This is a genomic window from Lonepinella koalarum, assembly GCF_004565475.1.
Lineage (GTDB): Bacteria > Pseudomonadota > Gammaproteobacteria > Enterobacterales > Pasteurellaceae > Lonepinella > Lonepinella koalarum.
On record NZ_SRHX01000002.1, the window covers coordinates 169773 to 189580 of the forward strand.

A 19808-nucleotide genomic window follows, 5' to 3' on the forward strand; every position below is an offset into this window, starting at 1 on the left:
TGTTATGGCAACAATGAAAGACATCGCTCGCATTGCGCAGGTTTCCACATCTACTGTGTCATTAGTCATTAACAACGCCCCTAATGTCAGCCCAGCAATGCGATCTAAAATAATGGCGGTGGTAAACGATCTGAATTACAAACCGTCAGCCCTTGCTCGTAGCCTAAAAGTCAAAGAAACTCGCACCATTGGCATGCTCGTCACTACCAGTGATAACCCATTCTTTGCAGAAGTTGTGGCGAATGTAGAGCGTTATTGTAATCGATTGAATTACAATCTGATTTTATGCAATACTGATGATGATCCACGACGCCTAGAAAAAAATATCCAAACCTTGATTCAAAAGCAAGTAGATGGTTTATTGTTAATGTGTACCGAAAGCCACTTTCAAGCAAACCCCTTAAATTTAACTTTGCCTTGCGTGATTATGGACTGGTGGCCGACAGAACTCAATGCAGATAAAATCCTTGAAAATGCCGAATTTGGTGGCTATCTTGCGACAAAAACCTTAATTGAACATCATCATCAAAAAATTGGCATTATCACAGGAAGCCTAAAAAAACCGTTGGCACAAAACCGTTTAAAAGGCTTTAAACAGGCGTTAACAGAATATAATTTGCCATTGAATGAAAAATGGGTTATTGAAAGCCATTTTGATTTTAATGGCGGCATTTGGGGAATGGAGCAGTTGCTCAGCCAAAAGGAACGCCCAACGGCGGTGTTTTGTTGTAGTGATACCATCGCCCTTGGTGCTTATCAAGCCTTGTGGAGAGCTGGGTTATCTGTGCCACAGGATATGTCTATTATTGGTTATGATAATATCGCCCTTGCCCAATATCTTAGCCCACCGCTCACCACCATTCATCAGCCAAAAAATCGCTTGGCAGAAATGGCGGTGGATACGCTTTTGCAACGGATAAAAAATGCGGATAAAAATTACCGCACTTTGATGTTGGAGCCGAGCTTGGTTCTGCGAGAATCCATAGCAAAAGTGCGGTGATTTTTTAAGAAATTTTGTAACTTGCGGCTAATTCTTCCACGCTATCCACAGCCTTATATTCCAAATCAGGATAATCCACTTTCAACGCAGCAAAATTATGTTCTGCATAGGTGATTTTGAGATCTTCGGTTGAACGCAATTTGCTGCGATCGATTCCAGCTTGAATCCCTTTGCCTGTATTTTTGGTTTCTGCCACAAAATAAATTTTATTTTGTCCTTTAAACACCACCGCCCAATCGGGATTATAATTGCCTAACGGTGTTGGAATTTTAAAACGTTCGGGCAATTTAAAATAAAACTGCACATCATCGCTACTTTCGCAATGTTGGGCAAAACGGTATTCAGTTTGCGAATCTAAGGCAATATAATCATCATAAATTGTCTTGCTGGAATCCTTGACCTTAAAGCTATATTGATTCAAATAAAATTCAAAATCCTTAAACAGCGTCATTTCATAGGTTTTGCCATTAATTCTGTGATATTCCACGCCGTCCGCCATAATTTGTTGTAATGTTTCATTGATTTTTTCAGCGGTTAAATCAATAAAACGTTGCGGATTATTTTTGACTTCGTGCAAACGATTGGATTGTTGTAAAATTTGGCAAAGGGTTAAGCGTGTTAAGCCTGTTTTCTTTTGCAATTCCGCCAGCAAATCAGGAATCGCCCATTGGGCTGATGTATCCGCTTGATTGCTGCTTTTATATTCGCCCGTAATCCCTGAATTGTTGATATTTAATCGGTTTTTCTCGTGTTTAATTTTGGTCGCACGCACTGTCTCCATTTTTTGAATATTTTCCACCGCACTTTTAATCAACTCCGCTTGTGTGAAATTTACCCGATAAGTGGTTTGCTGTTTAATCCGCTCCCAAATGGCTTGAAATTCAGGGTGTTGGCTGAAGTCTTTGCGATAGCGAACGGCTTTTTTATCTTCTCGTTTTTTGATTTGGCTTTTATCAAACTGCACGCCACAATCTTGCTCAATTTCCAGTTGTAATTTAGACGCAAAACTGTCATAGCTTTCATTAGCAATCACGGTCAAAATATTCTGATTGCGTTCATAGTTTCGTTCACCTTGTTGATTCACAGGCAAACGCAAGCCACGCCCGATTTCCTGCCGTTTTTTCATTTCCGATGCGGTGTCATTTAGGGTGCAAATTTGAAACACATTCGGATTGTCCCAGCCTTCACGCAACGCTGAATGGGAGAATATAAAACGCAATGGATTATCCAGCGATAACAGCGTTTCTTTATCCCGCATAATCAAGGCATAAGTGTCGTAATCTGCCTGCGTTGTGCCGTTAGTATCTTTTGCCACGCCTTTTTTATCTTGCGAAAAATAACCGTTATGCACGCCTTGAGCGGATTCTTTTGTAAGTTCCTGATAAATTTGCTCAAACCATTGATAGAATTTGCCGTTATTACGGTAATTTTCCACTTTATCAATAAAAAACAGCGACAGCACTTTAATGCCAAGCGGTTTTAATTTTTGTTCTTTTTTCAAATGCTCATCAATAGTACGGCGGATTTGCATTTTTTGAATATCGTCTTTTAATGCAGAATGATCTGTTCCCACAAAAATTTGCTGACCATTGGCAAATTCTACCATTTGGCTATCCAAATCCATTCCGCTTAAAATAAAGCCAGCACGATACATTTCATTTTGTTGCGATAGTTCAAATAAATCTTGATTCGGTTTAATGTTGACGACTTTTTTCTTCATCGCTTTTTTATCGTTAAACAGCAATTCAATTTTCGCCGACCAACTTTGTTTGGCAACCTTAATTTCGGTTAAATTTAAATAAGCACCGTTGACATCATTTTCTGCCAGCACGCTATCCACTTCAATTTGTTTGACCAAACCTAATTGATAGGCTTGCACAGGATTTAGGCTGAAAATTGGGTTATAAGCATTTTTATGCGTAGCAGAATAACGCAAAGTAAACAACGGATTCAGGCTTTCAATGGCATTACGGCGAATGTCTGTTTCCATATTTTGCGGTTCGTCAATAATCACAATGGGATTAGCTTGTTGAATATAACTAATCGGGGCAACGCCTGTTTCATTTAGGGTATTAATCACGTTGCTGTCTTTGGCAAACGCATCAATATTAATAACCAAAATTTCAATATGATTGCTGGTGGCAAAGGTTTTTAAGCGTGAAAGCTGATTGCTTTTATATTCAAATTTCGGATTTACCGCAGGTTTATCAAACAGATTGGCAAAATGAGATTGCGTCATTTTCAAGGTATGCAACACGCCTTCACGAATTGCCACACTCGGCACCACAATCACAAATTTTTGCCAACCGTATTGACGATTTAATTCAAAAATGGTGCGTAAATAAACATAGGTTTTGCCTGTGCCAGTTTCCATTTCCACGGTGAAATGTTTGCCTTGTTCGCTTAATAAAGTGCGGTCAATTTTTTGTGAATTTTGTTGTATTTGCAGATTTTGTTGCAACTGTTCATCATCAATTTTCAGATCCAGATTGGAGACAAAACGCACATCATTTTGCCCTTGCAACAAAAATTCGGTCTGCTGATTGGGCTGTCCGATAAATAAATTGACCGCCGCTTGCACGGCTTGCAATTGATAATTTAGGTTTTCAAATTGAATTTCCATTATCGCTCCCTAAATCACCAAAAATTGAATATGGTGATCGGCAAATTGCAATTCGGTATTTTTCTTTAAGGCATCATTGCCATTAAACAAGCGATCTAACATCACCACTTTCAGCGGTTGTTGCTCAATAATCTGATTAAACAAGGCTTCGTTGGCTTCGCTTAATAAAATGGCATAGCGTTTGCCGTTTTCATCATCCAGCCAAAAAACATCATTTTCTAACCGCACTTTTATGCTTAATTTCAAGCCTAAACGCAATAAAATTTCATATAACATCGCTTGCGGTTCAGCGAAATCCGCCACAGGGTCAATAAAAAATTCTAACTGTTGTGCTAAATTTTCCATATTTGGTGATTGCCATTGTTTAAAATGGCTGTCGCTGAGTTTAAACACTTTAAAGCCTGTATCCAGTGGTTTATCGGGGTTATTTTCCGCAATTTGTTTACCCGCACGGCGGATACGTTCTTTGCTGATTTCGGCGATATTTTTAAACCCTGCTTTAAAGGCTTCCGATTTTTCATCGGTCAATTCAGGCATTTGTACACAAATAAAACGGCGATTACCGTTATCTTTAGCGTTTAGCTGCATGACGGCGTGAGCAGTGGTGCAACTACCAGCGAAAAAATCTAGAATTAGGTCATCTGAGTTTGTGCTTATTTTTAATATTTTAGATAGAAATCCAATGGGTTTAGGGAAGTCAAAAACTTTAGTATTATTAAATAGATTTTTTACATCTCTAGTTGCTTTTTTGTTGCCTTCTACATCTGCCCATAGATTACCAGCTTGCTTTAATCTTCCTTCTAAATAGAATTTTTGGTAAACAGTCCATTTACCTTGATTATTTTTCCATTCAATTAGTTCATTTTTTAATAATTCATTATATTTTTCTTGACCGCATATCCAACGGCTTTCATAACCAGCAGGAGCGATAGGATAAACTAGTGAATTATCGGGGGCTTGTAAAGCATAGTACATTGTTGGACGATCTTCTCTTCTATCTTCACCACCAGTTCGTCTCAATGGTCTGATTAAATATTTTCCTTTTTCGTCTGCTCTGTCATAAATAGATGCTTCTTCTTCGGTCATTTCTAAACCTGATAGGGTTACTTCTGATGATTTTGAATAAACAAGTAGATAATCAAGTTCATTGACTATTTGCGATAATCCACCACCACCTGTAGGCGTTCCTGTAGATCTTGATACGCAAGCCACAAAATTCTCTTCCCCAAACACTTCATCACACAGTAATTTCAGTTGAGCCTGTTCATTATCGTCAATGGAAATAAAAATCACGCCGTCATCTTTCAGCAGATTTTTCGCCAAATGCAATCGTGGCAACATCATATTCAGCCAGTTGCTGTGATAATGCCCGTTTTCCTTGCTGTTACGCACAAAGGCTTTTTTTAGCAAGCCATTTTCGTCTTTCTCGCCGCTTTGTTGCTGATAATCATCAAGACGACTGGCGAAATTATCGTGATACACAAAATCATTGCCCGTGTTGTAAGGCGGATCGATGTAGATCATCTTTACGCTGTTAAAATAGGATTTTTGCAGAATTTTCAGCACGTCCAGATTTTCGCCTTCAATAAAAATATTGTCGGAGTTTTCAAAATTGACACTTTCCTGCGGACAAGGCGTGAGCGTTTTAAAACTTGGGGATTGTAAGGTGTGATAGGCTTCCGATTTGCCTGCCCAGTTGAGCATATAGCGATCGGGTGTGGTGGCAATTTGCTCGGAAAAAAGGGCTTTGAACTTGTCAAAGTCTATTTCATTTTCGCAAAAAATTTCGGGTAAAAGTGATTTAAGTTGTTGTAATCGGGTTAGATTAAAAGCAAAATCTTGGCGATCCGATCCGATCCGATCCGATCCTTGACGATTATTGGGTTGTTGCATTTTGAAGCCTTATTATTCTGAATATTGTACAATATTTATACAAAAAAGTAAGATTTAATATTTTTTTCAGAATTATAAACGTGATTAACGCAAAAAGCGACTAAATGCAAGCGGATTATAACCAGTATCACTTGAAAAATCGGCTTAAAGGCATATAATACAAAAAGAGCGAACCTTTCGGCTCGCCCTTTAGGGGTTGGGTGCTATCTGACTAAACTTTGCACGGTGTCGCCAGATAACATCATAGAGATCGCAATGACTATAAGCCATTTTAACCAGTTTGGCATAATCGCCCCCTATTGTTAGTGGTTTACATAACAAGATCAAGGCTCGCAATTACCTGACGGCTCAGGCAATTGCTTGCCTGACCAACCAAGATGAATTATAGCATAAACCGTCAGTCAAATGGCGGTTTTGTTTTTTTGATATTCTTCTTTCTTTTACCGCTTTTTCCCCTTACCATAACAATATGACAAGATGATTGGATATAATATGAGACTAGATAAATTTTTGAGCGAACAGACCGGCTTAACCCGTTCGCAAGCCAGTAAGGCATTAAAACAAAGTGCGGTGCAACTTAACGGAAAAATTGAAAAATCGGGGGCGGTGAAAGTGTCGCCTGAAGATGAGATTTTATTTGATGGCGAACGTCTTGAATGGTTGGTGGGGAATCAGTATTTTATGTTGAATAAACCACAAGGCGTAGTCTGTTCTAATGATGATGGTACGTATCCGACTATTTATCAATTTTTCGATTATCCTTTAGCAGGGAGATTGCACAGTGCAGGGCGGTTGGATGTGGATACCACGGGGTTGGTGTTGTTGACTGATGATGGTCAATGGTCGCATCATATTACCTCACCAAAACATCATTGCGAGAAAACCTATTTAGTCACCCTTGCGGATCCTGTGGAAAACTATTATCAACAAATTTGCGAACAGGGAATTTTATTACGTGGTGAAAAAGAACCGACCAAGTCCGCACAGTTAGATATTATTGATGATTATAATGTGAATCTCACCATTAGCGAGGGACGTTATCATCAGGTGAAACGGATGTTTGCGGCATTAGGTAATAAAGTGGTGGGGTTACACCGTTGGCGTATTGGGAATATTATATTAGATGAGTGTTTAGAAGAAGGCGAGTTTCGTGCCTTAACCAAAGAAGAAATTTCAGGAGTGATAAATGACTAAAACCTATAAAGCTAGCATACTGTTTACCTTAACATTGGGAATTTTGTCCATGTTACCGCCGTTGGGTATTGATATGTATTTGCCAGCTTTTTTGAATATTGCACAGGATTTAAAGGTGAACCCTGAGCAGGTGCCTTATACTTTAACGTTGTTTACTTTCGGTATGGCGATGGGGCAATTGTTTTGGGGACCTATCGGTGATAGTTATGGGCGTAAGCCGATCATTTTATTAGGTATCATAGTGGGTGCCATTTCTGCTTTTGCGTTGACGGCGGTAGATTCTATTCAACATTTTACCGCACTTCGTTTTGTGCAAGGCTTTTTCGGTGCCTCTCCTGTGGTATTAGTCGGTGCTTTGTTGCGAGATCTGTTTGATAAAAATGAACTATCGAAAATGATGTCGTTGATTATGTTAATCGTCATGGTAGCACCTTTAATTGCTCCGATTTTAGGGGGCTATATTGTTACCTATTTTCATTGGACGATGATTTTTTATATTATTGCTTTTGCCGGTGTACTTAGTATCTTGTTGGTATTTTTTGTATTACCTGAAACTCATAAAAAAGAGAATAGAGTACCGTTACGTTTGAATACTATTGCACGTAATTTTGCGACGATATGGAAACAAAAAGAAGTGCTGGGTTATATGATTTCATCTGGCTTTGGTTTCGGCGGGATGTTTGTATTCTTAACCCTTGGCTCCATTGTGTATATTGATTTATATGGTGTGTCAGTGGAAAACTTTGGTTATTTCTTTATGTTGAATGTGGGTGTGATGAGTATTGGTTCGCTTATTAACGGACGTTTTGTGAGTAAATTAGGGGCTGAAAAATTATTGCAAGGCGGCTTGTTGGTACAATTCATTGCTGGTATGTGGTTACTTTTGGTGGCGATGTTGGATCTCGGATTTTGGCCTATGGCAATCGGTGTAGCGGTGTTTGTGGGACAAAATGCGTTAATTTCATCAAATGCGATGGCATCGATTCTGGGAAAATTTCCGACCATTGCCGGGACAGCAAATTCTATTGCTGGGACGGTGCGTTTTGGTTTGGGCGCAACGATAGGTTCATTAGTCGCCTTACTTAAACTGGAAAGCGCAAAACCAATGTTATTTTCCATGGTAGCTTGTGTGATTATTGCGGTGTTAACTTATTATTTCTTAACCTATAGAACGCTAAAAGGGAAAAAATAATGGCATTACAACGTTGCCCCGAATGTCGGCGAAAAATCAGTGAAAGTGTGGAAAGTTGTCCCCATTGTGGCTTTTCTTTTAAAGAGGAAGATTTAGAAATTTACCGTCAAAAACTGGAACAACGTCGATTACACAATCAGCAATTAAATCGCCAAAATGTGAAAGTACAGTTGTTTTGGTTGGTGGTATTTGTGTTAGTGATTGCGGTAGCAATGTGGTGGAATGGTTAAGATTGAGATAGATTAAAGTGCGGTGAAATTCTGATGATTTTCACCGTTTTTTATTTTTATGCTGACATTTTAAGCAAAAAATAATCATCATGATAAAAAAGAGATTATTTTATAGAAATTTGTTTTTTTAGTGAGGGTGTTGTAATTTTTTCTTATTTTAAGTCTAATAATCGGTTTGGTCTATTGTTTTTAGATTTTTATATCGAAAATATGACGTTATCCATGCCTATTTTAGTATATTTCTCTTGAATGTGTTTGGCATCTTTGTGTTAAAATATCAAGATTTTCAAATGTTATTTATTTTTAGGAACCATTATTATGACAACATTAAGAAATGATCCACGTAAAGTGGCTATTGCTTCGATGGTCGGAACCGCTATCGAGTTTTTTGATTATTATATCTATGCGGCGGCAGCGGTATTAGTTTTTAATACACAATTCTTTCACAGTGGTGATCCATTATCAAATGAATTACTTTCTCTTTCTACCTTAGCCTTAGCGTTTTTTGCACGTCCTATTGGTTCAGCATTATTTGGTCACTTTGGGGATAAAATCGGACGTAAGAAAACCCTTGTCGCTTCATTATTATTAATGGGTGGATCTACGGTAACTATTGGGTTATTGCCAAATTATGAATCTATCGGTATTTGGGCGCCGATCTTGCTTTGTTTATGCCGCATCGGTCAAGGTTTAGGATTAGGAGGCGAATGGGGAGGTGCTGCCTTAGTGGCGACAGAAAATGCTCCCGACGGTAAACGTGCTTGGTATGGTACATTTCCGCAATTAGGGGCACCTATTGGTTTATTTTTAGCCAATAGTGCGTTCTTTACCGTGAGTTATCTCTGGGGGCATCAAGGCTTGGTGGAATGGGCGTGGCGTATTCCGTTTATTTCATCGATTGTGATGGTGGTAATTGGTTTATACGTGCGTTTAAGTTTACATGAAAGCCAAGTTTTCCGTGACACTGAGCAACAAGGGAAACTTCAAAAAGCGCCTGTTAGTACGGTATTTACACAGCATTTGAAACCTTTGATTTTAGGAACGTTGATTATGACAGCGACCTATGTGTTGTTCTACATTATGACCGCTTTTGCTCAAGTGTATTCAAGAAGTCCAGCTAAATTATCGGATGCGGGTCATCCGATGGGATTAGGTATTGAACCTAATGTATTTACAGGATTATTGTTACTAAGTGCCATTGTATTTGGTATCTTTACTAGTATTTCAGGTATTTATGCGGATAAAATGGGACGCCGTAAATTCTTATTATATGTCACCTTTGCGATGATTGTTTTTGGTTTATGTATGCCAATGTTCTTATCTAATGGTACACCTTGGACAGTATTTGCATTTTTAGTGGTCGGCATGGCATTAATGGGCTTTACTTTTGGTCCGATGGCAGCGTTATTACCCGAATTATTCCCAACAGAAGTGCGTTATTCAGGTTCGTCTTTAGCTTATAATTTTGCTTCTATTGTGGGGGCGACTGTTGCGGCAACTTTTGCTGTTCAGATTAATGCTAATTATGGTATTTTAGGCGTTGGTATCTATCTTGCGGTAAATTCAGCATTGACTCTTGTGGCATTATGGCTTTCTAAAGAAACCAAAGATATGGCGTTGGATGAAGTGTTAGCTTATTAGCGGTAAATATAAATAGGGACGAATAATAGTGTTCTAACCCAAAGAGTTAGACACCTATTTCAAGGATTGAAGACGATATTGTATCGAACTTAGTCATAAAAATCTGCACCTTAATTTGTTGGTTATGCGTCCAACTTTTGGGGTGCAGATAAACCTTTATAAATTTCACTGCACTTTTAATGAAGTCTAGTTAAACAAACCGGCTTGGTTGGCGATAAAGAGTAGCGTAAAGCCAGTTAAATAAATTAATCCGATAATTGATAGCCAGAATAACCCACCTCTAACTTTATGTTCGCCTTTTAAAACCAACGAAAGATTTAAATAAGCAAAGATTGGCGTTGATACAAAAGACGCAATCATGGCGAATTTTAACATTGGACCGACTGCATTGTTAAAATAGAAAATTACCGCTAATCCAGAAAGCGCCGCCAATAAAATTGCGCTATTTAAAATGCTTGGGCGACTTTCTTGCTTACCTAAAATCAGACGTAAACTTTCTACATTGGCACGAGAATAGCCATCAATCACGGTAAGCGTGGTACCGAGCATACACATAAATGCAATAAAGGCAATTAACCCTCTTGCCCAGTCGCCGATGGTAGAAGCGTACATATTGATCAATTGGGCAATATATTTACCGCTGACTATTTCTACGGTGTCGCCTGAACCAAATTGGACTAATGCACCTAAGGCTAAGAACACGAGGGCTAAAATAGCGGTGCCAATAAAGCCAATGTTAAAGTCGAGAATGCCATCTTGGTAAGAAATTTTGGTAAAACGACGTTTTGCTACCACCCACATAGAGTTAATCGCAGAAATTTCAATCGGTGCAGGCATCCAGCCCATTAACGCTACAATAAAACCAAGTGCGGTTAAATTCCAAGGACTTGGTGCAATATAATCCTCAGGGGCAACACCTTGGATACCATTACGCATTAAAGCAATCACGACAGCAGCAACAGTGGTGATGGTTAAGGCAATCATAATCAGTTTAGATAAACTATCTAACAGACGATATTTACCCAATAATAAAATTGTTGTACAACCTCCGATAACAATCAGGCTTAGGGTCGGGAGTGGCACTGGAAAGGGTAACACGAAAGTCAAAATAGCAGCACATAATAAGCCAACCCCAGCGGTGTTAATAATGGTGGCAAACACATTAAGCAAGAAGAAGACCCATAAATAGAGTTTACCTTTTTCTAAATAACCTTCTAATAAGGTATTACCCGTATCTAAGGTATATTGGGATCCAAAGCGGAAAAACGGATATTTAAATAGGTTAGCCAAGATAATGATAATCGCTAATTGCCAGCCGTAAATCGCCCCTGATTGGGTGGACGCAACAATGTGTGAGCCACCAACGGCAGCAGACGCCATGAGAATGCCGGGTCCTAAGGCGTTAAGTTTACTTTTTAAGGTGGATTTTTCAGCGGTGGGCTGAAAAGCCTTTTGGTTTATTTTATTTTCAGACATATTTTGTTTCCTTTGGTTATTTTTATGGTTTAAAGGATAAAATATAGCATAAAATGATGAGTTGTCATTATTGTTTTATTAGAAACAACATAATTAACTTAGATATGGAGAGTTATCAGATAAAAAACCGAGCAATGCTCGGTTTTTTATTTTGATTATTGAAGTGCGGTATTTTTTTAGCTATTTTTTCTTCGCATATTTCAAACTATCAATCGCTACCGCTAAAATAATAATCGAACCTTTGATAATGTATTGCCAGTAAGGATTGACCCCGATATAGGTTAAACCATAGTTAATCACCGTAAAGATTAATACCCCTGTTACCACACCGATAATGGTCCCCACACCACCAGCGAATGATACACCACCAACTACGCACGCAGCGATAGCGTCCATTTCATACATAAAACCAAGGTTGTTGGTGGCGGAACCAATACGACCTGCCTCAAGCATACCGCCGAAAGCGTAGAATGCACCGGCAAGAGTATAGATCACTAATAAATTGGTCACCACATTCACCCCAGATACTTTAGCCGCTTCTGGGTTGCCTCCGATAGCAAAGATGTTTTTACCAAAGCGAGTTTTGTTCCAGAGGGTCCACATAATAATGGTGGCGATAATGGCATAAATGGTAATATAGGAGAGCTTAAACGAACCCAGTAGGAAAAAGCCTTGTGTGAAGTCAGAGAAATTTTCGGTAAAGCCGGCAATTGGTGATGAGCCTACTGCGTCATAATAGAGGGAGTTGATCCCATAGACGATAATCATGGTTCCCATGGTGGCAATAAATGGTGTCACATTTAATACTGCAATCACGAAACCGTTTAGTAAACCGATTAATGCACCGATGGCACAAACCAGCAAGATGACGGCAATAATTGGCATTTCAGGTAAATCTGGAAAAACACGATTGAGATTGTCCATACCTTGTAGCATAGTCGCAGAAATCACTGCCGCTAAACCTACTTGACGACCGGCAGATAAGTCGGTACCTTGTACTACCAAAAGCCCAGCAACGCCTAAAGCAATTACTAACCGCACTGATGATTGGGTGAGGATATTACTAAAATTTCGCAAGCTTAAAAAGCTGGGATCTTGAGCAATAATTATTAAAAGTAAAATTAATAACACAAAGTAAATGGCATTTTGTTTGAAAAAATCCCACGTTTTATTGTCTTTAATAACCATAACAACCTTCCTTTATTACATAGGTTATAAATATTTCGCCGCAAGTTGTAAAATTTCTTGTTGCGATGTTTTACTTGTTTCTACAATACCTGCCACTTTACCATTGCTCATCACTAAAATACGGTCAGTGACGCCCAGTAACTCTGGCATTTCAGATGAAATCATAATGATCCCTTTGTCTTTTTGAGCAAGTTGCATAATGAGTTGATAAATCTCAAATTTTGCACCTACATCAATCCCACGAGTGGGCTCATCCAGCATCAAAATTTCTGGTTGAGTTAATAACCAACGGCCGATAACCACTTTTTGCTGATTACCGCCAGAAAGTGAACCAATATTCGTTTTATGGGACGGAGTTTTTACATTCATGGCATCAATCACCCATTGGGTATCACTGCTCATTTTTTTGTTGCTTAATAAGCCCCATTTGCTGATATAGGATTTCATATTCGAAATCAAAGAATTAAACTCAATATTCAGGTTGGCATAAATTCCCGTAGAACGACGTTCTTCGGTTACTAGGGCAAAACCATTATTAATGGATTCAAGTGCGGTGCGATTTTTCATAATTTTTCCATGCAGTTTTACCGTACCGTTTTTTTGTTCCCGCACACCAAAAATGGTTTCCACAATATCTGTTCGTTTTGCCCCAACTAAGCCTGCTATGCCGAGAATTTCGCCTTTGCGTAATTCAAAACTGACATCTTGAATGGATGGTTGATTTTTTGCCGTCAAATGTTCCACTTGTAGAATCACTTCTTTGGGTTGGTTAGTTTTCGGAGGGAAACGTTGGGTTAATTCACGTCCAACCATCATGGCGACAATACCATCCATGGTTGCTTCTTCAACCGGCACCGTATTAATCCATTTACCGTCACGCAGAACCGTAACTTCATCACAAATTTTGAAAATTTCGTCCATTTTGTGGGAAATATAAATAATGCCACAGCCACGATCTTTTAATGTCTGAATGATTTTAAACAGATGATCTACTTCTTTTTCTGATAAGGAAGATGTTGGTTCGTCCATAATTACAATTTTTGCATTGTAAGAGAACGCCTTAGCAATTTCGATCATCTGCATTTGTGAAACCGATAAATTTGCCACTTTTTCTTTTGGATCAATAGCAATATCAAGTTCGTCAAAAATGGCTTTGGTATCGTGATACATTTTAGTGTGATCCACAAAAATACCTTTTAGTGGATAACGTCCTAACCAAAGGTTATCCATTACACTACGTTGACGTACTAAATTTAATTCTTGATGCACCATCGAAATCCCATTTTCGAGGGCTTCTTTCGAGGTTTTGAAGTTTACTGGTTTGCCTAAGAACAGAATTTCACCCTCATCTTTAGCATAGATCCCAAATAAACATTTCAATAGGGTAGATTTCCCCGCTCCATTTTCCCCCATTAAGGCATGCACAGAGTGGGATTTGACCGTGAGATTAGCACCGTCTAACGCTTTTACCCCCGGGAAAGATTTACTAACGTTGGTCATTGTGAGTAGCACTTCTTGTGTTAACATATCTCACCTCACATTAAATCATTAAAGAAACAATAGGGCTTGTGTTTCTTATGAGATAGACACAAGTATGACCATCACAAGCCCTAACGACAAGATAATAGGAATTATTTTAAGAATGTATCTAAGTTATCTTTGTCAACACCGACATAAGGAACACGTACAACACGATTTTCTAATTTCCAGTTAGTACCTTCGGTGGCCGGTTTACCATTGGCAAGGTTATTGGCAAGTTGCACAACTGCTTTACCTTGGTTTACGCCGTCATTTAATACGGTACCGGCAATATCGCCTTTTTTGATTAATTGCAACACTTCAGGTAGGGCATCGACACCGAATACCGGTAATTTTTTACCATGGGCTTTCACCGCTTCTAAAGCACCCATTGCCATGCCATCATTATTGGAAATAATCACTTCAATTTGATTTGCTTTACTACTTGAAAGCCATGCATCAATTTTATCTTTCGCTAATGCCGCATCCCACATTCCAGTGTCGATAAATAATTGTTCAGTTTCAATACCTTGTGCATTTAATTTTTCGATCACATATTTGGTACGTGCTTCCGCATCAGGGTGTCCCGGTTCGCCTTTTAATAACACATATTGAATCTTGCCGTCTTTATTTAAATCAAGGGCTGAATTCGCTTTCCATTGTTTGGCAATTAATTCCCCTTGGATTTCCCCAGATTCTTTTGGATCGGTACCCACATAGTAAGCATTTTCGTAACTCTCAATGGCTTTAGCACCCGGGTCTTTATTGAAGAATACCACTGGAATATCTTCTGCTTTTGCTTTTTTAATAATAGTCGGCGCCGCAGATGGGTCAACTAAGTTAATCGCAAGGGCTTTTACCCCTTTAGAAATTAACACATCCACTTGGTCATTTTGAATAGATTGTGCATTTTGTGAGTCGTTCATTAATAGCTCAATACCGGTTAAGTTTTTGGCTTCTTTATCAATTTCTTGACGCATTAATGCCATAAAGTTGTCATCATATTTGTAAATGGTTACACCGATACGATTGGCTGCTTGGGCGGCACTGCTTGCCAAGCCTAAACCGATAGATAATGCGACTGCACTTAATACTGCTTTTTTCATAACAATGTCCTCGTTAATTGATTAACTAAAATGATGAAATTACCACAAAATTGTCTAAAAAACTGTAACAACCTTGTTGTAATATGACTAAGATACACTATTTCTTTTTACAATACTGTGATCATTCTCACATTTTTGATAAAAAACTGTAAGCGGTTACAAAAAATTATCGCTGATAACAGCTATCCGTTGAAAAACGTCGCACTACCGTTGGATTAAATTGTGTATGAATCGGCGTTTCGATGTTTTCATTAATCAAACTTAAGGCTAATTTTGATGCATAAGTTGCCATTAAATCAATTGGATAACGAATAGTTGAGAGTTTTGGTACTAAATGGCTAGCAATCGGCATATCATCAAAACCGATCAACGAAAATTGACGTGGTACATTGATATTATTTTCAGTTAAGACTGATAATGCGCCAGCCGCCATGCTGTCATTGTACGTTACTACAGCCGTTAAATCGGAATGATAGCTCAATAAATCAATCATTGCGGCTTCACCCCCTTCGAAATCAGGGCTATTTTGTACGCTGGTATTTTCAATCACGGGTAAGCCATATTGTTGAAGTGCGGTTAAATAGCCTTGTTTTCTTTCTACTTCATCATTAATTTGATGATTTGAGCCGATATAACCGATTTTACGATGACCTAATTTAATCAATAATTCTGTCGCTAGAAATGTGCCACGTTGATTATCTAAGCTGACACAACGATGTTCATAACCAGCAATACAGCGGTTAATAATCACCATTCCTTTCGCTTGTTCTAAATAATTGATTAACTCTTGATCGGTCAATGCCTTAGAATGTACGACTAAACAGCTACAACGCTTACGTAACAGCGTTTCAATTGCATTACGTTCTTTTTCTGCATTGTGATAACCTATCCCGATTAAAATCGTTTTGCCATATTCATGGGCAACCTGATCCACGGATTTCACCAAAATCGCAAAAAATGGATCGGTCACATCAGTGACAACAACACCTAATGTATCAGTATTTTGTAAGGCTAAGGCTTGCGCATTGGCATTGGGTGAATATCCCAAATTTTGCACCGCACTTTCTACCGCAAGGCGAGCAGTTTCACTACAAGATGCGTTATTCAGTACACGGGATACCGTGGCGACGGAGACACCAGCTTGTTTGGCAACATCACGAATGGTAATCATATTTTTCTCCCAATATAACAATGATGTAGGGGCGTATTGTATACACTCTTGTGATTAATACAGCGTAATCTGGGCGTATGCAATACGCCCCTACATTCAAAGATACATAATGAAAACGTTACCACTTCATTTTTGCCATTTCAACCCAAAAATACAATAAATTTTTCAATTTTTTTTCAAAAATATGATCTACGTCACAGATTATTTCAAAAAATCTGCTATCTTATACCAAGTCAAATGTAACCGTTTTCGTTTTTATCAAGCGTAAGGATATTCTATGAGCATTATTTTTGATCCAACCGAACACCCACATCGCCGTTACAATCCACTCATTGATCAATGGGTACTCGTTTCACCGCACCGTGCTAAACGTCCGTGGCAAGGGCAACAGGAAAAAGTTAATGAAGAACAAAAGCCAAATCATGATCCAAATTGTTATCTCTGTCCACGCAATAAACGCATTACAGGGGAACTCAATCCAGATTATCAACAGCCTTATGTGTTTAAAAATGATTTTTCGGCATTGCTAGAAGATACGCCTGCCCCTGAAAAATCCACTGATCCGCTATTTCAATCGGCTCAAGCTCAAGGCGAAAGTCGGGTAATTTGTTTTTCGCCTGATCATAGTAAAACCTTGCCATTATTAAGCGTGGCGGAAATTAGCCAAGTGATTAAGGTTTGGCAGCAACAACTTAGTGAGTTGGGGCAAAAGTATCAATGGGTACAAATTTTTGAAAATAAAGGGGCGGCGATGGGCTGTTCCAATCCACATCCACATGGTCAAATTTGGGCAAATAGCTTTTTACCGAACGAAGTCGCTCGAGAAGATCAAACTCAACGCCGTTATTTTGTTGAACAGCATTCGCCAATGTTGCTTGACTATGCTCAACGTGAATTACAATTAAAAGAACGCATTGTGGTGCAAACCGAACATTGGTTAGCCGTGGTGCCGTATTGGGCGGTATGGCCGTTTGAAACCCTATTAATGCCGAAAAAAGCACACATTAAACGCTTAACGGAATTAAACCCTGAACAGGCGGAAGATTTAGCGTTAATGCTAAAAAAATTAACCACCAAATACGATAATTTATTTAACACATCATTCCCTTATTCAATGGGTTTTCATGCCGCACCATTTAACGGTGAACCAAACGATCACTGGCAATTACACGCCCATTTTTATCCGCCATTGTTGCGCTCTGCTACGGTGCGAAAATTTATGGTGGGCTACGAAATGTTAGGCGAAAGCCAACGGGATTTAACCGCTGAACAAGCGGCGACAAGATTACGTGATTTAAGCGAAGTACATTATAAAGAAGGAAAATAACATGACCCCTTTACAACAAGCTAACCAATTATTTGAGCAAAAATTTCACCGCACTTCCGAATTAAATGTATATGCTCCGGGGCGAGTGAACATTATCGGCGAACATACCGATTACAATGATGGCTTTGTGATGCCTTGTGCGATTAATTATGGTACGGCAGTGAGTGGCGCAAAACGTGATGATCATATTTTTAATGTCTATGCCGCCGATTTAGAGGATACCGATCAATTTTCATTAACCACCGAAATTACCCCAGTGGCTAATAAAAAATGGACGGGTTATGTGCGTGGGGTGGTGAAGTTTATTCAGCAACATTGCCCTGATTTCAAGCAAGGGGCTGATTTAGTCATCACGGGTAATGTGCCCTTATCTGCGGGGTTAAGTTCTTCCGCTTCCCTTGAAGTGGCAGTAGGTAAATTTTGTCAACAGTTAGGAAACCTTGCCTTAACCGATACGCAGATTGCGTTAATCGGACAAATGGCAGAAAATAAATTTGTCGGGGCAAATTGTGGCAATATGGATCAGCTTATTTCAGCCTTAGGCGAACAAGGTCATTTACTCATGATTGATTGCCGTAGCCTTGCAACCGTTGCTGTGCCAGTGCCAGAAAATATTGCGGTGATGATCGTGAATTCCCATGTTAAACACGATTTAGTCACGGGCGAATATAATACTCGCCGTCAACAATGTGAACGAGCTGCTGAATTCTTTGGGGTGAAAGCCTTGCGAGATGTGTCGATTGAACAGTTTAAACAACGTGAAGCGGAGCTCACTGCTATAGATGAAGATACCGCTAAACGTGCCAGACATATTGTCACCGAAAATCAACGTGTGCTAGATGCGGTACAAGCTTTAAATCAAGGGGATATTCAAACCCTAGGCAAATTAATGGGGCAATCCCATGATTCCATGCGTGATGATTTTGAGATCACCACGCCTGAAATTGATTATTTAGTCGAATTAGCTCAAGTCGCTGTAGGTAATACAGGCGGGGCGAGAATGACAGGTGGTGGTTTTGGCGGTTGTATTGTGGCGGTAGCGCCGGTGGAAAAAGTGGATGCTGTACGTCAACTGATTGCCGATAATTATCAAAAACAGACGGGAATTAAAGAAGATTTTTATGTGTGTACCGCCTCGCAAGGAGTACAAGTATGGGCGTAACCATTGAAGCTACAAAGACTTTGGCGCTCGATAAACAAGTCTTACAGCTCGTTACCTTAACCAATCAGCAAGGTATGCAAGTACAATTTATCGACTGGGGAGCGACTTGGGTGTCTTGTGTTGTGCCAGTAGAAAATGAAAAGCGTGAAGTGTTACTCGGTTGTCAATTAGCAGACTATGCCAAACAAGGCGTTTATTTAGGCGCAACTATCGGACGTTATGCTAACCGAATTGCCAACAGTCAATTTGCATATCAAGGTGAAACCATCAAATTAACCGCTAATCAAAATGAGCATCAGTTACATGGTGGTTTAATTGGCTTTGATAAACAACGTTGGAAAATCGAGCAAACAGGCGAAAAGTGCGGTGAAAATTTTGTGATTTTTTCGTTAATTTCACCTGATGGTGAGCAAGGTTTTCAAGGTAATGTAAAGGTGCAAGCTATTTATCGTTTAACCGATGATAATGCCCTGATCGTTGAATTTAAAGCCGTTTCGGATAAAGACACGCCATTAAATTTAACCAATCATGCTTATTTTAATTTAAATAACGCAGCACAAGGTTGTGATATTCGTGAACATTTTTTACAACTGAATGCCGCGCAATTTTTACCCGTAGATAGCCAAGGTATTCCCAATGCTCCTTTAAAATCGGTGCAAAATAGCAGCTTTGATTTTCGCCAAGCAAAAGCTATTAAACAGGATTTTTTACAAGCTGAACAACAGCTCACCAAAGGTTATGACCATGCTTTTCTGTTAGATCAACAACGAGAAAAAACTTGTGCTATTTTAACCGCACCTGATCGATCTTTGTGTTTAACCGTTAGTACCAGTCAAGCAGCATTACAGGTTTACACAGGCAATTATCTCCAAGGTACACCGACTCGTTGTGGTGGCGAATATGCTGATTACACAGGCATCGCCCTAGAAACCCAAGCCTTACCAGATACCCCAAATCACCCTGAATGGTGGCAATATGGCGGAATGCTGAAAGCGGGAGAAACATATCATCATTGGACTAAATTTCAGTTTAGTTAAACAAATAGTATCTAATTTCCTTAAAAAATAACTGGGTGCATGACGGCACC

General features: G+C 39.2%; 15 protein-coding genes. 8 read left to right on the plus strand and 7 right to left on the minus strand.

The window, feature by feature from the left end:
* Positions 1-4 precede the first annotated feature (4 nt).
* Positions 5-1000, plus strand: a complete 996-nt coding sequence (locus E0709_RS03525) for a substrate-binding domain-containing protein (protein WP_132301502.1) — start codon at positions 5-7, stop codon at positions 998-1000.
* A gap of 4 nt (positions 1001-1004) precedes the next feature.
* Here the strand turns inward: E0709_RS03525 and E0709_RS03530 are convergent, their stop codons facing one another.
* Both E0709_RS03530 and E0709_RS03535 read right to left on the minus strand, forming a co-directional pair.
* On the minus strand, positions 1005-3623 hold the full coding sequence (locus tag E0709_RS03530; RefSeq protein WP_132301500.1) for a restriction endonuclease: 2619 nt from the start codon (positions 3621-3623) through the stop codon (positions 1005-1007).
* A 9-nt stretch (positions 3624-3632) separates the two neighbouring features.
* The gene (locus tag E0709_RS03535; protein WP_207905236.1) at positions 3633-5327 is read right to left on the minus strand and encodes a site-specific DNA-methyltransferase; all 1695 of its coding nucleotides are present in this window, start codon (positions 5325-5327) and stop codon (positions 3633-3635) included.
* A gap of 681 nt (positions 5328-6008) precedes the next feature.
* Here E0709_RS03535 and rsuA point away from each other — a divergent pair.
* The 4 genes from rsuA to E0709_RS03555 all read left to right on the plus strand — a co-directional run bounded on the left by rsuA (position 6009) and on the right by E0709_RS03555 (position 9773).
* Complete coding sequence (rsuA, locus tag E0709_RS03540; protein WP_132301496.1) at positions 6009-6710, plus strand: 16S rRNA pseudouridine(516) synthase RsuA; 702 nt, start codon at positions 6009-6011, stop codon at positions 6708-6710.
* On the plus strand, positions 6703-7902 hold the full coding sequence (locus E0709_RS03545) for a Bcr/CflA family multidrug efflux MFS transporter (RefSeq protein WP_132301494.1): 1200 nt from the start codon (positions 6703-6705) through the stop codon (positions 7900-7902). The genes rsuA and E0709_RS03545 overlap by 8 nt, the downstream gene beginning before the upstream one ends.
* Complete coding sequence (locus E0709_RS03550; protein ID WP_132301493.1) at positions 7902-8132, plus strand: zinc ribbon domain-containing protein; 231 nt, start codon at positions 7902-7904, stop codon at positions 8130-8132. Before E0709_RS03545 ends, E0709_RS03550 begins: the two co-directional genes overlap by 1 nt.
* 315 nt (positions 8133-8447) lie before the next feature.
* Complete coding sequence (locus tag E0709_RS03555; RefSeq protein ID WP_132301491.1) at positions 8448-9773, plus strand: MFS transporter; 1326 nt, start codon at positions 8448-8450, stop codon at positions 9771-9773.
* A 186-nt stretch (positions 9774-9959) separates the two neighbouring features.
* On the opposite strand, the gene E0709_RS03560 is transcribed toward E0709_RS03555, so the two are convergent.
* From E0709_RS03560 to E0709_RS03580, 5 genes are all read right to left on the minus strand, one after another.
* Entirely contained in the window at positions 9960-11249 is a 1290-nt protein-coding gene (locus tag E0709_RS03560; protein ID WP_228777440.1) for an NRAMP family divalent metal transporter, read from the minus strand.
* A gap of 180 nt (positions 11250-11429) precedes the next feature.
* Positions 11430-12437 (minus strand): galactose/methyl galactoside ABC transporter permease MglC, encoded by a 1008-nt coding sequence (gene mglC, locus E0709_RS03565; RefSeq protein WP_132301489.1) that lies wholly within the window; start codon positions 12435-12437, stop codon positions 11430-11432.
* 24 nt (positions 12438-12461) lie between these two features.
* On the minus strand, positions 12462-13964 hold the full coding sequence (gene mglA / locus E0709_RS03570; protein ID WP_132301487.1) for a galactose/methyl galactoside ABC transporter ATP-binding protein MglA: 1503 nt from the start codon (positions 13962-13964) through the stop codon (positions 12462-12464).
* Positions 13965-14068: 104 nt separating this feature from the next.
* Positions 14069-15061: a galactose/glucose ABC transporter substrate-binding protein MglB gene (mglB, locus tag E0709_RS03575; protein ID WP_132301485.1), complete on the minus strand. Its 993-nt coding sequence runs from the start codon at positions 15059-15061 to the stop codon at positions 14069-14071.
* Positions 15062-15227: 166 nt separating this feature from the next.
* On the minus strand, positions 15228-16232 hold the full coding sequence (locus E0709_RS03580) for a substrate-binding domain-containing protein (RefSeq protein ID WP_132301483.1): 1005 nt from the start codon (positions 16230-16232) through the stop codon (positions 15228-15230).
* Positions 16233-16509: 277 nt separating this feature from the next.
* On the opposite strand from E0709_RS03580, the gene galT reads away from it, so the two are divergent.
* From galT to galM, 3 genes are read left to right on the plus strand one after another with little or no spacing between them, the layout of a single operon-like run.
* Positions 16510-17559 carry a galactose-1-phosphate uridylyltransferase gene (galT, locus tag E0709_RS03585; protein WP_132301481.1) on the plus strand — a complete coding sequence of 350 codons (1050 nt, stop codon included), beginning with the start codon at positions 16510-16512 and terminating at the stop codon, positions 17557-17559.
* 1 nt (position 17560) lies between these two features.
* Complete coding sequence (gene galK / locus E0709_RS03590; protein WP_132301480.1) at positions 17561-18721, plus strand: galactokinase; 1161 nt, start codon at positions 17561-17563, stop codon at positions 18719-18721.
* Complete coding sequence (gene galM / locus E0709_RS03595) at positions 18712-19758, plus strand: galactose-1-epimerase (RefSeq protein ID WP_132301479.1); 1047 nt, start codon at positions 18712-18714, stop codon at positions 19756-19758. The genes galK and galM overlap by 10 nt, the downstream gene beginning before the upstream one ends.
* Positions 19759-19808 lie beyond the last annotated feature (50 nt).

Excerpts from the sequence above, each read along its gene's own strand:
- mglC (WP_132301489.1), bottom strand. The coding sequence starts at position 12,437 with ATGGTTATTAAAGACAATAAAACGTGGGATTTTTTCAAACAAAATGCC.
- E0709_RS03530 (WP_132301500.1), bottom strand. The coding sequence starts at position 3,623 with ATGGAAATTCAATTTGAAAACCTAAATTATCAATTGCAAGCCGTGCAA.
- galT (WP_132301481.1), top strand. The coding sequence starts at position 16,510 with ATGAGCATTATTTTTGATCCAACCGAACACCCACATCGCCGTTACAAT.
- E0709_RS03535 (WP_207905236.1), bottom strand. The coding sequence starts at position 5,327 with ATGCTCAACTGGGCAGGCAAATCGGAAGCCTATCACACCTTACAATCC.
- galM (WP_132301479.1), top strand. The coding sequence starts at position 18,712 with ATGGGCGTAACCATTGAAGCTACAAAGACTTTGGCGCTCGATAAACAA.
- E0709_RS03545 (WP_132301494.1), top strand. The coding sequence starts at position 6,703 with ATGACTAAAACCTATAAAGCTAGCATACTGTTTACCTTAACATTGGGA.
- E0709_RS03560 (WP_228777440.1), bottom strand. The coding sequence starts at position 11,249 with ATGTCTGAAAATAAAATAAACCAAAAGGCTTTTCAGCCCACCGCTGAA.
- E0709_RS03525 (WP_132301502.1), top strand. The coding sequence starts at position 5 with ATGGCAACAATGAAAGACATCGCTCGCATTGCGCAGGTTTCCACATCT.
- mglB (WP_132301485.1), bottom strand. The coding sequence starts at position 15,061 with ATGAAAAAAGCAGTATTAAGTGCAGTCGCATTATCTATCGGTTTAGGC.
- rsuA (WP_132301496.1), top strand. The coding sequence starts at position 6,009 with ATGAGACTAGATAAATTTTTGAGCGAACAGACCGGCTTAACCCGTTCG.
- E0709_RS03580 (WP_132301483.1), bottom strand. The coding sequence starts at position 16,232 with ATGATTACCATTCGTGATGTTGCCAAACAAGCTGGTGTCTCCGTCGCC.
- E0709_RS03550 (WP_132301493.1), top strand. The coding sequence starts at position 7,902 with ATGGCATTACAACGTTGCCCCGAATGTCGGCGAAAAATCAGTGAAAGT.
- mglA (WP_132301487.1), bottom strand. The coding sequence starts at position 13,964 with ATGTTAACACAAGAAGTGCTACTCACAATGACCAACGTTAGTAAATCT.
- galK (WP_132301480.1), top strand. The coding sequence starts at position 17,561 with ATGACCCCTTTACAACAAGCTAACCAATTATTTGAGCAAAAATTTCAC.